15 protein-coding genes are annotated in these 16451 nt (G+C 58.5%); 8 read left to right on the plus strand and 7 right to left on the minus strand.

Annotation, left to right across the window (positions count from 1 at the left end; translation table 11 throughout):
• Nucleotides 1–5: 5 nt before the first annotated feature.
• Genes gsiA through gsiD form a run of 4 tightly spaced genes read left to right on the plus strand, consistent with a single transcriptional unit; the run spans nucleotide 6 to nucleotide 5278 of the window.
• Complete coding sequence (gene gsiA / locus SPG90_RS02590) at nucleotides 6–1877, plus strand: glutathione ABC transporter ATP-binding protein GsiA (RefSeq protein ID WP_045355710.1); 1872 nt, start codon at nucleotides 6–8, stop codon at nucleotides 1875–1877.
• A 23-nt stretch (nucleotides 1878–1900) separates the two neighbouring features.
• Nucleotides 1901–3439, plus strand: coding sequence for a glutathione ABC transporter substrate-binding protein GsiB (gene gsiB / locus SPG90_RS02595; protein WP_047173474.1), 1539 nt, complete (start codon nucleotides 1901–1903; stop codon nucleotides 3437–3439).
• Between the two features lie 5 nt (nucleotides 3440–3444).
• Nucleotides 3445–4365: a glutathione ABC transporter permease GsiC gene (gsiC, locus tag SPG90_RS02600; RefSeq protein WP_023310911.1), complete on the plus strand. Its 921-nt coding sequence runs from the start codon at nucleotides 3445–3447 to the stop codon at nucleotides 4363–4365.
• A 1-nt stretch (nucleotide 4366) separates the two neighbouring features.
• Nucleotides 4367–5278 carry a glutathione ABC transporter permease GsiD gene (gsiD, locus tag SPG90_RS02605; RefSeq protein WP_023310912.1) on the plus strand — a complete coding sequence of 304 codons (912 nt, stop codon included), beginning with the start codon at nucleotides 4367–4369 and terminating at the stop codon, nucleotides 5276–5278.
• A 116-nt stretch (nucleotides 5279–5394) separates the two neighbouring features.
• Here gsiD and rimO read toward each other — a convergent pair whose 3' ends face one another.
• Nucleotides 5395–6720: a 30S ribosomal protein S12 methylthiotransferase RimO gene (gene rimO / locus SPG90_RS02610; RefSeq protein WP_023310913.1), complete on the minus strand. Its 1326-nt coding sequence runs from the start codon at nucleotides 6718–6720 to the stop codon at nucleotides 5395–5397.
• Nucleotides 6721–6936: 216 nt separating this feature from the next.
• Here rimO and bssR point away from each other — a divergent pair, with 216 nt between their 5' ends.
• Together bssR and SPG90_RS02620 are read left to right on the plus strand one after the other, a co-directional pair.
• Nucleotides 6937–7320 (plus strand): biofilm formation regulator BssR, encoded by a 384-nt coding sequence (gene bssR, locus SPG90_RS02615; protein ID WP_045355708.1) that lies wholly within the window; start codon nucleotides 6937–6939, stop codon nucleotides 7318–7320.
• A 106-nt stretch (nucleotides 7321–7426) separates the two neighbouring features.
• Nucleotides 7427–8545 (plus strand): PQQ-dependent sugar dehydrogenase, encoded by a 1119-nt coding sequence (locus SPG90_RS02620; protein WP_126302836.1) that lies wholly within the window; start codon nucleotides 7427–7429, stop codon nucleotides 8543–8545.
• Here the strand turns inward: SPG90_RS02620 and SPG90_RS02625 are convergent, their stop codons facing one another.
• The gene (locus SPG90_RS02625; protein ID WP_045403705.1) at nucleotides 8546–9172 is read right to left on the minus strand and encodes a glutathione S-transferase family protein; all 627 of its coding nucleotides are present in this window, start codon (nucleotides 9170–9172) and stop codon (nucleotides 8546–8548) included. It abuts the gene before it with no gap.
• A gap of 240 nt (nucleotides 9173–9412) precedes the next feature.
• Here SPG90_RS02625 and dacC point away from each other — a divergent pair, with 240 nt between their 5' ends.
• Nucleotides 9413–10618 carry a serine-type D-Ala-D-Ala carboxypeptidase gene (gene dacC / locus SPG90_RS02630; protein ID WP_023310917.1) on the plus strand — a complete coding sequence of 402 codons (1206 nt, stop codon included), beginning with the start codon at nucleotides 9413–9415 and terminating at the stop codon, nucleotides 10616–10618.
• A gap of 97 nt (nucleotides 10619–10715) precedes the next feature.
• Here the strand turns inward: dacC and deoR are convergent, their stop codons facing one another.
• The 3 genes from deoR to SPG90_RS02645 all read right to left on the minus strand — a co-directional run bounded on the left by deoR (nucleotide 10716) and on the right by SPG90_RS02645 (nucleotide 12886).
• Entirely contained in the window at nucleotides 10716–11474 is a 759-nt protein-coding gene (gene deoR / locus SPG90_RS02635; RefSeq protein ID WP_008503427.1) for a DNA-binding transcriptional repressor DeoR, read from the minus strand.
• Between the two features lie 67 nt (nucleotides 11475–11541).
• On the minus strand, nucleotides 11542–12150 hold the full coding sequence (ybjG, locus tag SPG90_RS02640; protein WP_023310918.1) for an undecaprenyl-diphosphate phosphatase: 609 nt from the start codon (nucleotides 12148–12150) through the stop codon (nucleotides 11542–11544).
• Between the two features lie 7 nt (nucleotides 12151–12157).
• On the minus strand, nucleotides 12158–12886 hold the full coding sequence (locus tag SPG90_RS02645) for a phosphatase PAP2 family protein (RefSeq protein WP_045403704.1): 729 nt from the start codon (nucleotides 12884–12886) through the stop codon (nucleotides 12158–12160).
• A gap of 168 nt (nucleotides 12887–13054) precedes the next feature.
• Here SPG90_RS02645 and SPG90_RS02650 point away from each other — a divergent pair, with 168 nt between their 5' ends.
• The gene (locus SPG90_RS02650) at nucleotides 13055–14287 is read left to right on the plus strand and encodes an MFS transporter (RefSeq protein ID WP_045355703.1); all 1233 of its coding nucleotides are present in this window, start codon (nucleotides 13055–13057) and stop codon (nucleotides 14285–14287) included.
• Between the two features lie 90 nt (nucleotides 14288–14377).
• Here SPG90_RS02650 and SPG90_RS02655 read toward each other — a convergent pair whose 3' ends face one another.
• Together SPG90_RS02655 and SPG90_RS02660 are read right to left on the minus strand one after the other, a co-directional pair.
• Nucleotides 14378–15190, minus strand: coding sequence for a Cof-type HAD-IIB family hydrolase (locus SPG90_RS02655; RefSeq protein ID WP_045403703.1), 813 nt, complete (start codon nucleotides 15188–15190; stop codon nucleotides 14378–14380).
• Entirely contained in the window at nucleotides 15180–16394 is a 1215-nt protein-coding gene (locus SPG90_RS02660) for an MFS transporter (RefSeq protein ID WP_023310922.1), read from the minus strand. Before SPG90_RS02660 ends, SPG90_RS02655 begins: the two co-directional genes overlap by 11 nt.
• Between the last annotated feature and the right edge of the window lie 57 nt (nucleotides 16395–16451).

Here is a 16451-nt window from a genome sequence, read left to right on the forward strand (position 1 = left end):
AGCGCGTGCCGCACAGTGAAGAACTGGACAACCGCGAAGTGCTGGCTGTCCATCAGCTCAATATTGCGTTTCAGGAAGAGCGGCAGTTCATCCCCGCAGTACAGAATTTATCGTTCACGCTCAGGCGCGGCGAGACGCTGGCGATTGTTGGCGAGTCCGGTTCCGGGAAATCGGTCACCGCGCTGGCGCTGATGCGCCTGCTGGAACAGACGGGCGGGCAAATCAGCAGCGAGAAAATGCTCCTGCGCCGCCGCAACCGTCAGGTCATTGATTTAAACGAGCTGAGCGGCGCGCAGATGCAGGGCGTGCGCGGGGCGGATATTGCGATGATCTTCCAGGAGCCGATGACCTCCCTGAACCCGGTTTTCCCGGTCGGGGAACAAATCGCCGAGTCCATCCGCCTGCATCAGGGGCTGAGCGGCGATGAAGCGCTCAAAGAGGCCCGACGGATGCTGGAGCTGGTGCGCATTCCGGAGGCGCAGGCCATTCTGGGTCGCTACCCGCATCAGCTTTCCGGCGGCATGCGTCAGCGGGTGATGATTGCCATGGCGCTCTCGTGCCGTCCGGCGGTGCTGATTGCCGATGAACCGACGACGGCGCTGGACGTGACGATTCAGGCGCAGATCCTGCAGCTCATCAAAGTGCTGCAGCAGGAGATGGAGATGGGGGTGATTTTCATCACCCACGATATGGGCGTAGTCGCCGATATCGCCGATCGGGTGCTGGTGATGCACAAAGGCAGCGCGGTGGAAACCGGCCCGGTCGAGCAGATTTTTCACGCGCCGGTTCATCCTTACACCAAAGCGCTGCTGGCGGCGGTTCCGCGCCTGGGGGCGATGAACGGCAGCGATTTGCCGCGCCGCTTCCCCCTGATTTCTCTTGAGGCATCTGAGCAGCAGGAGGATGAGCGCGAGCAGGACACCGTGGTGCCGGGCAAGCCCATTCTGGAAGTGCGCGATCTGGTCACCCGTTTTCCGCTGCGCAGCGGCATACTGAACCGCGTTAAGCGCGAAGTGCACGCGGTGGAAAACGTCAGCTTCGATCTCTGGCCGGGCGAAACGCTGGCGCTGGTGGGGGAGTCCGGCTGCGGTAAATCCACCACCGGGCGCGCGTTGCTCCGTCTGGTGGAATCTCAGGAAGGCAGCATCACCTTTAACGGTGAGCGCATTGATACCCTTCCGGACAGCAGGCTGCAGGCGGTGCGGCGGGATATTCAGTTTATTTTCCAGGATCCGTATGCCTCCCTCGATCCGCGCCATACGGTGGGGTATTCGATCATGGAGCCGCTGCGGGTGCATAACCTGCTCGACGGCGAAGCGGCCCAGCGCCGCGTGGCCTGGCTGCTGGAGCGCGTCGGCCTGAAGCCGGAGCACGCCTGGCGTTATCCGCACGAGTTTTCCGGCGGACAGCGACAGCGTATCTGCATCGCCCGCGCTCTGGCGCTGAACCCGAAAGTGGTGATTGCCGATGAGTCCGTCTCGGCGCTGGATGTCTCTATCCGGGCGCAAATCATCAACTTACTGCTGGATTTACAGCGGGATATGGGCATTGCCTTCCTGTTTATCTCGCACGATATGGCGGTGGTCGAGCGCATCAGCCATCGCGTGGCGGTGATGTTTATGGGGCAGATCGTGGAGATTGGTCCGCGAAGGGCGGTGTTTGAAAACCCGCAGCATCCGTACACCCGCAAGCTTATCGCGGCGGTCCCTGTAGCCGATCCCGCGCATCGTCACGGCCAGCGCGTGCTGCTGCAGGATGAAATGCCGGGCAATATTCATAAACGCGGCGAGGCCGTGGAGCGCGTGACGCTGCGCGAGGTCGAGCCGGGTCATTTCGTCGCTCCCCCGCGTCAGGACAACGCTTTTTCGCGGTTATAACTTACAACAGGCAGGAGAACACAATGGTTACATTTGTAGCGCGTAGATGGTTGTTAGCCGCGAGCGTGACGGCAGCCCTGGCCGCTGCCCCCGCGTTCGCTGCCAAAGACGTGGTGGTTGCCGTCGGCTCGAATTTCACCACGCTCGATCCGTATGACGCTAACGACACGCTCTCTCAGGCGGTGGCGAAATCGTTCTATCAGGGCCTGTTTGGCCTCGATAAAGAGATGAAGCTCAAAAACGTGCTGGCGGAGGGGTACACCGTTTCGGATGACGGGCTGGTGTACACCATTAAGCTCAAAACTGGGGTGAAGTTCCAGGACGGCACCGACTTCAATGCGGAGGCGGTCAAGGTAAACCTCGACCGCGCCAGCAATCCTGAAAACAGCCTCAAGCGTTATAACCTCTATAAAAACATCGCCAAAACCGAGGTGGTTGACCCGACGACGGTAAAAATCACCCTGAAAGAGCCGTTCTCCGCGTTTATCAATATTCTGGCGCATCCGGCGACGGCGATGATTTCCCCTGCCGCGCTGAAAAAATACGGCAAGGAGATCGGCTTCCACCCTGTTGGCACCGGCCCTTATGAACTGCTTACCTGGAACCAGACCGATTTTGTGAAGGTGAAGAAATTCGCCGGATACTGGCAGCAGGGGCTGCCGAAGCTCGACACTATCACCTGGCGTCCGGTGGTGGACAACAACACCCGCGCGGCGATGCTGCAAACCGGCGAGGCGCAGTTTGCCTTCCCGATCCCGTATGAGCAGGCCGCCATTTTGCAGAAAAACAGCAAGCTGGAGCTGGTCGCCAGCCCGTCGATCATGCAGCGCTACATCAGCATGAACGTCACGCAAAAGCCGTTCGATAATCCGAAGGTGCGTGAAGCCATCAACTACGCCATTAACCGTCAGGCGCTGGTGAAGGTCGCCTTCGCCGGATATGCCACTCCGGCCACCGGCGTGCTGCCGCCGGCGATCGCCTATGCGCAAAGCTATCAGCCGTGGCCGTACGATCCGGCTAAAGCGCGCGAGCTGCTGAAAGAGGCGGGCTTCCCGAACGGTTTCAGCACCACGCTGTGGTCCTCGCATAATCACAGTACCGCCCAGAAGGTGCTGCAGTTTACCCAACAGCAGCTGGCGCAGGTGGGTATCAAGGTACAGGTGACCGCGATGGATGCCGGACAGCGTGCTGCAGAAGTGGAGGGGAAAGGGCAGAAAGAGAGCGGCGTGCGGATGTTCTATACCGGCTGGACGGCCTCGACCGGTGAAGCCGACTGGGCGCTGTCGCCGCTGTTTGCCTCGCAGAACTGGCCGCCAACCCTGTTCAACACCGCGTTTTACAGCAACCCGCAGGTGGACAAAGACCTGGCCGATGCCCTGAAAACCACCAAACCGGAAGAGAAGGCGCGCCTCTACAAAGACGCGCAGGATATTATCTGGAAAGAGTCACCGTGGGTGCCGCTGGTGGTTGAGAAACTGGTGTCAGCCCATAACAAAGCGTTGACCGGGTTTTACATCATGCCGGACACGGGCTTTAGCTTTGACGACGCGGATTTAAAATAAACCTCATGCTGAATTACGTTTGTAAACGCCTGCTGGGGCTTATCCCGACGCTGCTGATTGTGGCGGTCCTGGTGTTTTTGTTTGTCCATATGCTGCCGGGCGATCCGGCGCGTCTGGTTGCCGGCCCTGAGGCGGATGCCACCGTTATTGACCTGGTGCGTAAGCAGCTTGGCCTCGACCAGCCGCTGTATATGCAGTTTATCCACTATATCTGTAACGTTCTGCAGGGCGATTTTGGTATTTCGATGGTGTCGCGCCGTCCGGTGTCGGAGGAGATTGCCAGTCGCTTTATGCCGACATTCTGGTTAACGATAGCCAGCATGAGCTGGGCGGTCGTGTTTGGGCTTGGCGCCGGAATTATCGCGGCCGTCTGGCGCAACCGCTGGCCGGACAAGCTCGGCATGGCGCTGGCGGTGACCGGCATCTCCTTCCCGGCGTTCGCGCTGGGAATGCTGCTGATGCAGATCTTCTCCGTCGAACTGGGCTGGCTGCCGACCGTCGGGGCCGATACCTGGAAGCATTACATCCTGCCTTCCATGACGCTGGGGGCTGCCGTTTCGGCGGTAATGGCGCGCTTTACCCGCGCCTCGTTCGTTGACGTGCTGAGCGAAGATTATATTCGCACCGCGCGGGCGAAAGGGGTCAGCGAGAAGTGGGTCATTCTCAAGCACGGGTTTCGCAATGCGATGATCCCGGTGGTGACGATGATGGGGCTGCAGTTTGGCTTCCTGCTCGGCGGCTCGATCGTCGTGGAAAAGGTCTTCAACTGGCCGGGGCTGGGACGCCTGCTGGTCGACTCCGTCGAGATGCGCGACTACCCGGTGATCCAGGCGGAAGTCCTGCTTTTCTCGCTGGAGTTTATTCTTATCAACTTAGTGGTGGACGTGCTCTACGCCGCCATTAACCCGGCCATCAGGTACAAGTAAGATGAGATTGTTGAACTGGCGACGTCAGGCCGTTTTAAACGCGATGCCGGGGCTAAAACCGGACCACGTCCGCACCCCGTGGTCTGAATTCTGGCGGCGTTTTCGCCGTCAGCCGGTCGCGATGACCGCGGGGCTGTTTGTGCTGCTGCTGATTGCAGTGGCGGCGATTGCGCCGTGGGTGGCACCGTTTGATGCGGAAAACTATTTTGACTACGACCGTCTGAACGACGGACCGTCGATGCTGCACTGGTTCGGCGTGGATTCCCTCGGGCGCGATATCTTTAGCCGCGTGCTGGTCGGGGCGCAAATCTCGCTCGCCGCCGGGGTTTTTGCGGTGCTGATCGGCGCGGCGATAGGCACGGTGCTGGGTCTCGTCGCCGGGTATTACGAAGGCTGGTGGGACCGCATCATCATGCGTATCTGCGATGTGCTCTTTGCCTTCCCCGGCATTCTGCTGGCGATTGCCGTAGTGGCGATCATGGGCAGCGGCATGGCGAACGTCATCATTGCAGTCGCGGTCTTTTCAATTCCGGCCTTTGCCCGTCTGGTGCGTGGCAACACGCTGGTGCTGAAGCAGCAGACCTTTATCGAATCCGCCCGCAGCATGGGGGCCAGCGACGCCACGATCCTGTTCAGCCATATTCTGCCGGGTACGGTGTCGTCCATCGTGGTCTATTTCACCATGCGCATCGGCGTGTCGATTATCTCGGCGGCCAGCCTGTCGTTTCTGGGGCTAGGCGCGCAGCCTCCGACGCCGGAGTGGGGCGCGATGCTGAACGAGGCGAGGGCGGATATGGTGATTGCGCCGCACGTGGCGATCTTCCCGAGTCTGGCGATTTTCCTGACCGTGCTGGCGTTTAACCTGCTGGGGGACGGACTGCGCGACGCGCTGGATCCGAGGATTAAGGGGTAGGCTTTTGCTTGCCCCTCACCCCGGCCCTCTCCCCAAAGGGGCGAGGGTGAAAAAACGCACCGAGCAGTCCCCTCTCCCCAGTGGGGAGAGGGTTAGGGTGAGGGGGGGAAAGGAGATTAAACCCGGCTACCCCACAGGTCATACTCGTCCGCGTTTTCAACCTTCACGCGAATAATATCACCCGGTTTGACGTTGGTTTCGCCGTTCAGGTACACCGCGCCGTCGATCTCAGGGGCGTCCGCCATGCTGCGGCCAATCGCGCCTTCTTCGTCCACTTCGTCAACGATCACCATGATCTCGCGGCCCACTTTTTCCTGCAGACGCTCGGCAGAGATCTGCTGCTGCAGCTGCATGAAGCGGTTCCAGCGCTCTTCTTTCACCTCTTCCGGCACCTGGTCCGCCAGCTCGTTGGCGGTTGCGCCTTCTACCGGGCTGTACTTGAAGCAGCCTACGCGGTCCAGACGCGCTTCTTTCAGGAAGTCGAGCAGCATCTGGAAGTCTTCTTCGGTTTCACCCGGGAAGCCGACGATGAAGGTGGAGCGCAGGGTCAGATCCGGGCAGATTTCACGCCACTGCTTGATGCGCGCCAGCTGGCGATCAACGGAGCCAGGACGCTTCATCAGCTTCAGGATACGCGGGCTGGCGTGCTGCAGCGGGATATCCAGGTACGGCAGAATTTTGCCTTCCGCCATCAGCGGGATCACGTCGTCAACGTGCGGGTACGGATAGACGTAGTGCAGACGCGTCCAGATACCGAGTTTAGACAGCTGCTCGCACAGGCCGACCATGCTGGTTTTCACCGGCTCGCCGTTGTGGAAACCGGAGCGGTGTTTAACGTCCACCCCGTAAGCCGAAGTGTCCTGGGAGATGACCAGCAGCTCCTTCACGCCCGCGTCGGCCAGACGTTTAGCTTCCGCCAGCACTTCGCCAATCGGACGGCTCACCAGATCGCCACGCATGGACGGGATAATGCAGAAGGTGCAGCGATGGTTGCAGCCTTCGGAAATTTTCAGGTACGCGTAGTGGCGCGGCGTCAGCTTAACGCCCTGCTCCGGCACCAGGCTCAGGAACGGGTTGTGCTTTGGTTTTGGCACGTAGTGATGAACATGTTCCAGCACCTGCTCGTAGCTGTGCGGGCCGGTGATCTCCAGCACCTTCGGGTGCACTTCGCGGATCTGGTCTTCTTTCGCGCCCAGACAGCCGGTAACAATCACTTTACCGTTTTCCGTCAGGGCCTCACCGATGGCTTCCAGTGATTCCTGAACCGCGCTGTCGATAAACCCGCAGGTGTTCACGATCACCATATCGGCGTTGTCGTAGCTTGGCACCACGTCATAGCCCTCGGTGCGCAGTTCGGTCAGGATGCGTTCGGAATCCACGAGGTTTTTCGGGCAGCCCAGGGAGACGAAGCCGATTTTCGGCTGGTGCGTAACATTGCTCATAGGTTAAAAATTCATCAATTATGGAGTTATCAGGGCGGGATTTTACAGCGTATCGCGGGGGATTTATACACTCTTTGCAAGGCGGATGCGCCGGGCGGACGTTGTAACATTGTAAATAATGTTAATCAGTTAATAAAAATTGATCCCAGGCATTAAACTGTACAAAAAATGTACTTATCCTGACTATGCACAATGGCTGACAGAGGAGGAAAGAGCATGACCGTTGACAGACTTAAACGCGATCTGCTTACCAAGCTGATCAACGCCCGAATCGACCTGGCCGCGTACCTGCAGTTGAGGAAGGCAAAAGGGTATATGTCAGTCAGCGAAAGCGAACATCTGCGTGATAACCTGTTTGAACTTTGCAATTTCATGCGTGAAAAAGCACCGACCCTGAAGGCGAAATACGGCGAAAGTGAGCTGATCGCCCTGCGCCGCGCCGCTGAGGTGCTTTCCATCGCTGGGGTATGTTTGATGAACGGACGCCACGACTGCCCGAATTTTATCGCTGTTAACGCGGAGAAGCTTGAAAACTGCCTGACCACGCTCTCTCTATGCATCATGTGCCTGAACGAGCACGAGAAGCTTGAACAGCACTGACCCAGGGGGAGGCAACTCCCCCTTCTGATTAAGCTTTTGTAAAAGTGGTAACGCGTCCGGATGCAGTGGCTAACCTTTATGCCATATGCCGATAAAGGAGCGCGTTATGCCTCGATCCTCGCTAATTTCCATGCCTGCGCTGTTCATTCCGTTTTCGCTTCTTGCTGCCCCGGAGGCGGTCAAGGTCGAGGTGCTGCAAAACAGACTCGATCATCCCTGGTCTCTGGCGTTTCTGCCGGACAATAAAGGCCTGCTGGTGACCCTGAAGGGCGGTCAGCTCAAACGCTGGCAGGCCGGAAAAGGGCTGTCCGATCCGATTGTCGGCGTCCCGAAGGTCTGGGCAAACGGTCAGGGAGGATTGCTGGACGTGGTCCTCGCCCCGGATTTTGAAAAATCGCGCCGCGTCTGGCTGAGCTTCGCCGAAGCCGGAAGTGACGGCAAAGCCGGAACGGCGGTGGGCTATGGCCGGTTAAGCGATGATTTTACGCGCATTGAAACCTTCCAGGTGGTGTTCCGCCAGATGCCGAAACTCTCCACCGGTAACCATTTTGGTGGGCGGCTGGTATTCGACGGCAAAGGCTCGCTCTTTATCGGACTCGGCGAGAACAACCAGCGCCCGACGGCGCAGGATCTGGATAAATTGCAGGGTAAAGTGGTGCGCCTCACCGAAGACGGAAAAGTGCCGCCGGATAACCCGTTTGTGAATACCCCCGGCGCGCGACCCGAAATCTGGTCTTACGGCATTCGCAACCCGCAGGGGATGGCGATGAATCCCTGGAGCGACGCGCTGTGGCTGAACGAGCACGGCCCGCGCGGCGGGGATGAGATCAACATTCCGGAGAAAGGAAAGAACTACGGCTGGCCGCTGGCGACGCACGGCATTAACTACAGCGGTCTGAAAATTCCGGAAGCCAAAGGCGAACACGTTGAGGGAACCGAAAAACCGCTGTTCGTCTGGAAAGTGTCGCCCGCCGTGAGCGGTATGGCGTTTTACAACAGCGACGTCTTCCCGCAGTGGAAAAACAAGCTGTTTATCGGCGCGCTGAAGGAAAAGGACGTTATCGTGCTGAGCGTGGAGGGCAATAAGGTAACGGAGGACGGGCGAATTCTGGGCGACCGGGATAAACGTATTCGCGATGTGCGGGTGGGGCCGGACGGCTATTTATATGTGCTGACCGACGAGACGGACGGGCAGCTGTTAAAAGTCAGCCCGTCCGGTGCGTAATCAGGTGACCGGGATCATTACCACGTTGCGGTACGCCGGGCGATCGCTCAGCTGTTTCAGCCAGCGCTCAAGGTGAGGGCGCGGCGTCCACTTCAGGCCCATGTTGGTCAGGTTCCAGACGAACGGCGCCACGGCGATATCGCCTGTGCCGAACGCCTCGCCGGAGAACCAGGCGTGCTTCGCCAGCTCGTCATCCATCATCGCGAAAAGATTTTCGCAGGCATCCTGCGCGGCGTGAATCGCGGGATAATCGCGTTCGGCTTCCGGCGTGCGGATAAGTCCCATCAGGATCACGCGGTGGGTCGGGGATAGCGTCTGGTTCGCCCAGTCCATCCACTTTTCACCCTGGGCGCGCTGCGCCGGGTTTTCTACCCACAGACGCCCTTGACCATACTGGGCGGCGAGGTAGCGCACAATGGTGTTAGATTCCCAAAGCGTCGCGTCGGTTTCATCATCGCGCAGCAGCGGCACCAGGCCGTTCGGGTTCATGGCCAGATAGTCGGCCTCTTTATTCACGCCGAACGACATGCCGGCCATGATTTGATTGAACGGTAAATCCAGCTCCTCAAGCGTCCAGAGCACTTTCTTAACGTTGGTCGAGTTGTTCCTGCCCCAAAGCGTAATCATATTTACTCCTGATGAGATGTGAATCCGGGTCAGCTTTCGCCATGGTGAGATAAACCTAACAATTACGCAACAGAAGACAAAAAAATCGTCTGAATCAAAGCGTATCTGAATGTTATTGCATAAACTTTAATAACTTTACCCTCGTTGGGTTTCTTTAACCGTTTTAGTGCGCTATTACTCATCGCTTCTTGCGACACGGTGATGTGACGTAATTTTTGAATGGACACTCGGGTGGCATTTATGACGCGTAAAATGACTTCTCTGCGCAGCCTTGCGACAGGCTCTGCGCTCCTTTTCCTGTTTGCACCAACGCTCTACGCAGCTGAACAGGCTGCGCCCGAAGCGCCGCCTGTGGATGCGCGCGCCTGGATCCTGATGGACTATTCCAGCGGTAAAGTGCTGGCGGAAGGCAATGCGGATGAGAAACTCGATCCGGCAAGCCTGACCAAAATCATGACCAGCTATGTGGTAGGCCAGGCGTTGAAAGCGGGCAAGATCAAGCTGGACGATATGGTGACCATCGGTAAGGACGCGTGGGCGACCGGCAACCCGGCGCTGCGGGGCTCTTCGGTGATGTTCCTGAAGCCGGGGGATCAGGTCTCCGTTTCCGATCTGAACAAAGGGGTAATTATTCAGTCGGGAAATGATGCATGTATCGCGCTGGCCGACTACGTTGCCGGCAGTCAGGATTCTTTCATTGGTTTGATGAATGGCTACGCGCAGAAATTGGGCTTAACCAACACCACGTTCAAAACGGTTCACGGTCTGGATGCACCGGGACAGTTCAGTACCGCGCGCGACATGGCGCTGCTGGGGAAAGCGCTGATCCACGACGTGCCGGATGAATACGCCATCCATAAAGAGAAAGAGTTTACCTTCAATAAAATCCGCCAGCCGAACCGCAACCGCCTGCTGTGGAGCAGCAACGTTAACGTGGACGGAATGAAAACCGGCACCACGGCGGGCGCAGGCTATAACCTGGTGGCCTCCGCGACCCAGGGCGACATGCGCCTGATTTCGGTGGTGCTGGGTACTAAAACCGATCGCATCCGTTTTAACGAATCAGAAAAACTCCTGACCTGGGGCTTCCGCTTCTATGAGACCGTGACGCCGATTAAACCGGATGCCACGTTCGTCAGCCAGCGCGTCTGGTTTGGCGACAAGAGTGAAGTCAATCTCGGGGCGGGTGAAGGCGGCTCGGTGACCATTCCGCGCGGTCAGCTAAAAAACCTGAAGGCCAGCTATACCCTGACCGACCCGCAGCTCACGGCTCCGCTGAAAAAAGGCCAGGTGGTCGGGACGATTGATTTCCAGCTAAACGGGAAGTCGATTGAACAGCGTCCGCTGATTGTGATGGAAGCGGTGGAAGAGGGCGGCTTCTTCAGCCGGATGTGGGATTTCGTGATGATGAAATTCCACGGGTGGTTTGGCAGCTGGTTCAGCTAAGTTTTTTGCCGGGTAGCGCTGCGCTTACCCGGCCTGTGTTTTTTCTCCCTCTCCCTGTGGGAGAGGGCCGGGGTGCGGGCATCAGACTGCACCCCTCTTAATACATCAACTTCACCTGCTGCGCCTTTGCGTGGGCCACAATCTCGTCGTCCGGGCGGCAGTCGCTGACGATGGCGTCAAACTGCGCCAGCTCCCCCATTCTTGCCGAACGCACCTTGCCAAACTTGCTGTGATCGACCACCAGCACATGATACTGCGCCGCGCTTAACGCCCAGTGCTTCACCGGCAGCTCTTCCAGGTTAAAGCAGGTCGCGCCCTGACGCACGTTGACGCCTGCGGCGGAATAAAACGCAATGTCCGGGCAGAGATTGCTGAGCGTATCTTGCAGGTTAAGCGGCTTAAAGATGGCGTTGCTGGCGTGAAACTCGCCGCCGCAGAGGATCACCCGGCACTCGGGTTTCTCCTGCAGCGCCAGAAAGGTGTTCAGGGAGTAGCACACGGCGGTAAAAGGGATGCTGCTGTCGATAGCTTCGATAATCCACGGCGTGGTGGTTCCGCAGTCAAAAAACAGCGTCTGGTGCGGCTGTACCAGTGAGGCCGCAAGCCGGGCGGCCTTACGCTTCTCTTCCACCAGGCGCGTCTTCTGGTCGCTGATCAGGTAATGGCTGGCGCTACGCGGCTCAAGCACAATATACCCGCCCAGCAGCACGACGGGCGCGCTTTCGCTGTTCAGATCCCGACGAATGGTCATCTCTGAGACGCCGAGGAGGTTGGCGGCTTCCTTAAGATGCAGCTTATCGCTGCGCTTCAGCGCCTGTAGCAGCTGAGCAATGCGGTCATCGCGACGTGTTTCCATAGTTCCTCGGGATAAAAAAGTGAACCCCCGCAGGGCGGGGGTTCAAGTGTAACCTGTCAGGTTGGGGTTAGTCACGTATCCAGCCTTTGCGGATCGGGATAGCGAAAATGGCGCGATAGAGCGAAGACAGGGTGCGGTAGAGCGCTTCACCGAAGAGGCTCCACAGGATAGCCGCGCTCACGCAGCCAATCATCCCGACCAGGAAACCGCCCACCATATCCAGCGGCCAGTGAACGCCCAGGTAAACGCGAGACCAGGCGATTGCCAGGGCCGCCACCATCAGGACCGCGCCGGACCACAGGCGATGCCAGAACAGGAAAGCCAGCGCGAAGGTGAAGATCACCGTACCGTGATCGCTCGGGAACGAGTCATCCGGCGCGTGGTGCAGGAAGGTATAGCCGACGTGATCAACAAAAGGACGATCGTGCGGGAAGACATGGCCGAGAATGTAGCTGACCAGGACGCTTACCCCGAGCGCCATCGCCACTTTAATCACCAGCTGGCGCTGCGCCTTCACCTGGCTGCGGGGCCCCCACAGCCAGAGAATCGCAGCCAGTGCAGGCACGATGCTGATCAGATCTTTTGCCAGAAAGGTGGCAAAATCGATCGTCCACTCAGGCGAGGCTGGCGTGGCGTTGATCAGATAAAACAGCTGATAATTCAGATTCTCTAACATAGCGTTATCACTCTTTAGCAAACCGGGTGGAAATAAGTCCGTAGACAACCACCTGGGAAAACCAGACCCACCACCCGGCCCACAGGTTGTGAGAGAAAAAATGCGCCCCGCGCATGACCTGGCCGTAGCCCATCGCCAGACCTAACACCACGCCCAGCGCGACGAAGCACCAGGCGAGACGCGGACGCTCGCGCCAGAAGGCAAAAAACAGCCCCATCACCATAAAGCCGCTGGAGGCATGACCGCCGGGAAAACAGCGCCCCGGACCGCTGTCAGCAGGGACGGCGCTGAACAGGGGATAAGACATAGCCTTACCGCCATATTCCACCAGATCCCACGGGCAGCTGTGATGGCTCACGCTTTTCAGCACGCCTACCACCAGCGCGCCAACGCCCATCAGCAGCGCCGCCGTGACCAGCCTTGCGTTGCGCTTGTAGGCGCCGTAAAACAGCGCCACGGCACCTAAGCCGATGGCGATGTACTTCGCCAGGCGGTGGTTCAGCAGATCCAGCAGGTGGTCCTTCTGTAGCGGAAAGCTCTGCGTTGCCGCGTCATACCAAAAGGAGGTGATCCATCTGTCGAGCGCTTCACTGCGCGATAGCCACGTAAACACCACGGCAAGGGCGATCAGTACGAAAAGCTGATAACCATAAAAGCGGCCCGGTAAGCGGTAAAGTCGTTTTGTCTTATTTGTCTGTAAGTTAGACAATTCTGAACGGCTGGAGGTGAGTGCCATAATTTGGGATCGTTGACGAGTAATCGGGCTATCATAGAAGCGTCAACTTAAGGAAACCTTAAACGAAGACGATATGTGCTTTATTTCTGTTTATCCTCGATAAATCACTATCTCGGGCTGCGGCATTTCATTAAACTCGTCGCGATTTTGTCATTATAAAGAGATTGCATGTTAAACCGTTCTTCTTCTGGTTCACGTCTGGGTCGTCAGGCGTTGCTTTTCCCTCTGTGTCTGGTGCTCTACGAATTCTCTACCTATATCGGCAACGATATGATCCAGCCCGGTATGCTGGCCGTTGTGGCGCAGTACAACGCGGGTATTGAGTGGGTGCCGACCTCCATGACCGCCTATCTGGCCGGCGGCATGTTTTTACAGTGGCTGTTAGGGCCGCTGTCGGATCGTATTGGCCGCCGTCCGGTAATGCTCACGGGCGTGGTGTGGTTTATCGTCACCTGTCTCGCCACGCTGCTGGCGCAAAACATTGAACAATTTACCCTGCTGCGTTTCCTGCAGGGGGTGAGCCTGTGCTTTATCGGCGCCGTGGGGTATGCCGCCATTCAGGAGTCGTTTGAAGAGGCGGTGTGTATCAAAATTACCGCGCTGATGGCGAACGTGGCGCTGATCGCCCCCTTACTCGGGCCGCTGGTGGGTGCCGCGTGGGTGCACGTTGCGCCGTGGGAAGGGATGTTTGTGCTCTTTGCGGTTCTCGCCGCCTTCGCGTTCTTTGGCCTGCACCGGGCGATGCCGGAAACGGCCACCCGCATCGGCGAGAAACTCTCGCTGAAAGAGCTGGGTCGGGATTACAAAGAGGTGCTGAAGAACGGCCGCTTTGTGGCGGGCGCGCTGGCGACCGGGTTCGTTAGCCTGCCGCTGCTGGCGTGGATCGCGCAGTCGCCGGTCATTATCATCAGCGGTGAAAAGCTCAGCAGCTACGAGTATGGCCTGCTGCAGGTGCCGATCTTTGGCGCGCTGATCATCGGGAACCTGGTGCTGGCACGTTTGACGTCACGACGCACCGTGCGTTCGCTGATTATCATGGGCGGCTGGCCGATTGCGGCAGGGCTGATTCTGGCTGCGGTGGCTACCGTCGCGTCATCCCACGCCTACCTGTGGATGACGGCGGGGCTCAGTCTTTATGCCTTCGGGATTGGCGTGGCCAACGCCGGGCTGGTGCGCCTGACGCTGTTTGCCAGCGAGATGAGTAAAGGCACGGTGTCAGCTGCGATGGGGATGCTGCAGATGCTGATTTTTACCGTCGGTATCGAAGTGAGCAAGCATGCCTACGCGATGGGCGGCAACGGGCTGTTCAGCCTGTTTAACCTCGCCAACGGCGTGCTGTGGGTTGGCCTGATGGTGGTGTTCCTGAAAGACAAACGCGTCGGGAACGCCCTGCAACCTTAACCTGTTTATTCCCTCTTCCTGTTGGCGAGCACGGAACAGTCCCCTCTCCCTGTGGGAGAGGGCTAGGGTGAGGGCACCAGACCGCACCGGTCAATTAAACGGTGCCTCCCCGTTCAACACCTTCTCAATCACGTTTAAAACGCCTTCATCATTATTATGCGGCGCTTCAAAACGCGCTGCCGCTTTGATATGCGGTCTGGCATTCGCCATCGCAAAGCTGAAACCGGACTGGCGCAGCATCTCCACGTCGTTGCCGCTGTCGCCGAAGGCCACCACTTCGCTATCGTCAATGCCCCAGCGCTTTTGCAGGATCCGCAGGCCGTTGGCTTTATGCACGCCGGGGATGATCAGGTCGATACTGCCGTGGCCGGTGGTGACGGGGACCATGATGTCACTCAGCTTTTCATGCAGCAGCGCCTGAATACGCGGAATTTCATCGTCAGACACGTTGAGTCCGAACTTGAAGAAAATATCGTTCAGGTTGTCGAAATTACTCACCATTTCCAGACGGTGATAGTACTTCGCCGCGATCTCCTTAAAGCCCTCGTCATAGCATTTCAGCGTGTACGCGCTGCTTTTCCCGCAGGCGATAATCTCAATGCCCGTAACCTCGTTTAACACGTTCGCGACGGTCTCGAAATGGGCTTTCGACAGTTCGCCGTTAAAAACATCTTCACCTTCGCTTACGACCCAGCCGCCGTTTTCGGCGACGAACGCAATTTCATGCGCAATCTCCGGGAAAAAGGAGATCAGCTGGTAATACTGGTTGCCGCTAGCGACCACGAAGCGAATGCCTTGCGCCTTCATGCGGGCATACTGCGCCAGAAAGCGCGGCCGATTATAGGTCTTGGCATCGCTCAGAAAAGTGCCATCCATGTCGACGGCGATCAGTTTAACGCTCATATCCCTTCTCCAGTGTCGTTTGATTTGTTTCCGGCTTTGCCACCGCGCGCGCCACCAGCGCGGCGATGATGACCAACCCTAACACCACCAGCATGGCGCTGCGCAGCCCGTAGTGCTCGCCGAGGAAGCCGAGCAGCGGCGGCCCGACCAGGAAGGCGAGATAGCCCGTGGTTGCCACCACGCTGACGCGCGTCGGGGCATCCGGGCCGGTATCGCTGGCGGCTGAAATGGTCAGCGGGAAGCCGAGGGACGCGCCCAGCCCCCAGAGGATCACCGAGACGCCGGCAATCCAGTCCACATCCACAAAGATGATCATCGCGATACCCAGGCCGCCCAGCAGGGCGCTGGCGCGTACCACCGCCACGCGGCTGTAGCGGTCGATAAACCAGCCGCCGGTGAAGCGCCCGACGGTCATCCCCAGCGTAAACCCGGCGTAAATCAGCGAGCCGGAGGTCGGGCTGAAGCCGTGACCGTCCACCATCAGCAGCGGCAGCCAGTCGTTGGCGGAGCCCTCTGCGAAGGCCATCGCCAGCACCACCACGCCGATCAGCATCAGCTGGAAGTCGCGGTAGAAGGGCAGCCCTTTTTCAGCCGAGTGCTGTTCGTCAGCGGAGTTCTTACCGGTGCCGTCCGGGATGGCCCGGATGCCGGTCAGGATCGGAATGATGCACACCAGCGCCGCCAGCAGGATATGCAGATTCGCGCTCACGCCGGTGGCCGTCAGCGCCATCCCCACGCCCGCACCGGCCAGCGTGCCGAGGCTGTAAAAACCGTGCATCATTGGCAGCACGGTTTTATTCATCTCACGTTCGACCGCCGCCCCTTCCACGTTGATAGCAACTTCCGCCGAACCGAAGCTGCCGCCAAATACCGTCAGGCCCAGGGCGAACAGCACCGGCGAGGCAAACCACAGCGCCACGCTTAATATTCCCATTCCGAACACGGCAAAGCACATGGTGGTGCGGATCACCGCTCGCGTACCAAAGCGCTTTACCAGCCACGCGGAGCAGAGAATGCCGCTCATGGAGCCTATCGACAGGCCGAACAGTACGATGCCCATCTCGGCGGTAGAAACGGACAAAATATCGCGAATGGCGGGGGTGCGCGTGGCCCAGGAGGCCATCAGCAGGCCGGGAATGAAGAAGAACATAAACAGCGCCCACAGGCGTCGCTGCAGGGCTTTACGGGGAGAGGTCAGCGTCATCGGGATAGCACCAGAAGTACAACAATAGCGACAACACTAGCAAGTTTGTGTACATTT

The sequence above is a fragment of the Enterobacter sp. D2 genome (assembly GCF_034427575.1).
Classification (GTDB): Bacteria; Pseudomonadota; Gammaproteobacteria; order Enterobacterales; family Enterobacteriaceae; genus Enterobacter; species Enterobacter cloacae_M.